The following is a 2,318-nucleotide window of genomic DNA, read 5'->3' as shown; positions in this document are numbered from 1 at the left end:
AATCAACTTACTTAGAGAAGGGGTGGTCAGCATGGCCGGAACAAGTGGTCAGCATCATCGGTACAGGTGGTCAGGATGGATCGGATTATACAGCAAGAATCTTGAATTTTCCGTCTTAGTTCCTTTCTGGATTCTAGCTGAATGATTAGAGCCCTTAATAGTACGAGCAAAAGCTTCAGAAATTTCAACACGTTTGTTTCCCAGATCTACATGCTTTACCCTTAACCCAATGGCTTCGGCATTCCTTACACCAGTAAAGAATATAAACGCTAGAAAGGGGTAGTAAAATGAATGCTTAAAATTTGAGGCGGTAGGACAATAAGTATCGTTTTTAATGGCATCCAGAATCTGGATGATTTCCTTCTCTTCCAATGGCTCACGCTTCGGATTTTTCCGCTTCCTCTTATTCTTCTTCCTACGAACACCTCTAAGTGGATTTTTTGAAATAATTTCGGAATCAATGAGCCATAAAAAGAAGTTATTTAGTAAGGAAAGTCGTTCATTATATGTAGAAACAGACCAATTCTCCTGATTTAGTTTTAGGGGAAGTTGTTCCAATGGAGCGCCTTTACATTTTTCTAAAAAACTCCTTGTTCTAAGATAATAGGTAGTTCTATTAATATCTATATTCCGAACATTGGTTCCCCACTCGTTAAAATATCTCACTAGATCAATAATTGAAACAGCAGCATCATCACTTCTCTTAAGAGTAGAAGCCATCTCAGTCTTCGGCTGTGGGAGCACCAAAGGCGTAGGATTGTATTTCTCCAACGAAGGATCAAAACACCCTTTTGCAATGTCTAACTTGATTTCAGCGGCTTTTATAGCCCCATGATACATATTCTCCGGCAAATAGGCATAAGGCAGGTTTAACGAGTATCTTTCCCCAGCATACCGCCATCTTAGTCTTATACGCCCATTATTGTTCCCGATGCTAATGTCCCCTTTGCGTGTCTTTGATTTTAGACCCATTTTAGACCCAAATTGATTGTGAAGGGTCATTTTCGGGTTTCAATCCAGTTCATACCTGAGCGAGGAAAAGAAGTCGAATAAATCCGTAATTTATTGAGTAATATAGAATTTAAGTAAATTAGTAAACCGAAAACTCAATTTTTCGGGCAGTAGCGCAGCCCGGTAGCGCACTACGTTCGGGACGTAGGGGTCGCAAGTTCGAATCTTGTCTGCCCGACGAAACGGATAACAAAACATCCCAAAGGCTTATAAAACGCATGTTTTATAAGCCTTTTTTCACTTTTTGATATCATTTTGATGCAAATAGAACCAAACGGTATGTGAACTGTCCGGTGACCTGCAACAGCACCTTATATTTGAGGTCACCTAGGTCACCGGATAGCGGCAAACACAAATGGGTAGCGAGTTACATTCATTTTGGCGTTCGCAATCAGGTGTGAGGAACTATTCATAAAACAAAAAATCTGTTGTATGACAAGTTCAGGAACATTTGGAGTACACTTTGTAATGCGTAACAACAAGCAATTGAATGGCAAATCACCTGTCTACGCAAGGATTACCGTAAACGGTACCCGTTGCGAACTGGCACTAAAAGAATATCTCTCCCCTAATGATTGGAACTCCGGCTATGGCAAAGCCTGGCCCAAAAACAATGCACTCAAAAAGTTCAATAGTTACCTCGAAGAGGTACGAGGAAAATTGGCCCGTCATTACCGGGAACTGCAAATGCAGGGCGAAGCATTAACGGCAGCGGCTGTAAAGGATGCCTACGCAGGAATTGTAAAAGAGAAAAAAGTTGAGCATTCCCTTTTGTGGGTCGTAAGCCAGCATAACACCATCATGCAAAAAGTGCTAAAGAAAGGCAGCATGAAAAACTACTACACCACCGAAAAGTACCTGAAGGTTTTTCTATCCCAACAACTGAAGAAAGATGATATACTGCTTAAAAATCTGACCTATGAATTTGTTACCGGCTTTGAATTTTATATCCGCTCCTCTCCTATCAAAGATTCTGATCCGTGTACTAATAACGGCACTATGAAGCATTTGGAGCGTTTAAAGAAAATGGTGGCGTGGGCGGTAAAAAATGAGTGGCTGGACAAAAATCCATTTATTGGGTTTCAGTTAAAGTTTAAACGAAAGGATAGGGATTTTTTAACTGACCTGGAATTGTCAGCATTGGAAAACCAGGCACTGGACAACCCGATGCTTCAAAAGGTACGGGATCTATTTGTATTCAGTTGTTATACCGTATCCTCTCGACCAAGTACATCTCTTTAAAGAGCAAAAGGAACATTAGCTTAGCTCATTAAAAGCAGTGTATGGAATCGATAGCCAAACCTAAG

General features: G+C 40.6%; 2 protein-coding genes and 1 tRNA gene. 2 read left to right on the top strand and 1 reads right to left on the bottom strand.

Going from position 1 to position 2,318, the window contains the following annotated elements; genetic code table 11:
• Nucleotides 1-54: 54 nt before the first annotated feature.
• Nucleotides 55-1,002 carry an Arm DNA-binding domain-containing protein gene (locus BMX95_RS34340; protein WP_090519763.1) on the bottom strand — a complete coding sequence of 316 codons (948 nt, stop codon included), beginning with the start codon at nt 1,000-1,002 and terminating at the stop codon, nt 55-57.
• Between the two features lie 113 nt (nt 1,003-1,115).
• Here BMX95_RS34340 and BMX95_RS34335 point away from each other — a divergent pair.
• Both BMX95_RS34335 and BMX95_RS34330 read left to right on the top strand, forming a co-directional pair.
• Nucleotides 1,116-1,189: transfer RNA gene (locus tag BMX95_RS34335), tRNA-Pro, on the top strand.
• 254 nt (nt 1,190-1,443) lie between these two features.
• Nucleotides 1,444-2,253, top strand: a complete 810-nt coding sequence (locus BMX95_RS34330; RefSeq protein ID WP_090519761.1) for a phage integrase SAM-like domain and Arm DNA-binding domain-containing protein — start codon at nt 1,444-1,446, stop codon at nt 2,251-2,253.
• The last annotated feature ends 65 nt before the right edge of the window (nt 2,254-2,318 follow it).

The organism is Niastella yeongjuensis (genome assembly GCF_900110245.1).
GTDB lineage: Bacteria > Bacteroidota > Bacteroidia > Chitinophagales > Chitinophagaceae > Niastella > Niastella yeongjuensis.
This window is presented reverse-complemented; position numbering and strand designations above follow the sequence as displayed.

Coding starts and splice junctions, on each gene's coding strand:
- BMX95_RS34340 (WP_090519763.1), bottom strand. CDS start 1,002: ATGACCCTTCACAATCAATTTGGGTCTAAAATGGGTCTAAAATCAAAG.
- BMX95_RS34330 (WP_090519761.1), top strand. CDS start 1,444: ATGACAAGTTCAGGAACATTTGGAGTACACTTTGTAATGCGTAACAAC.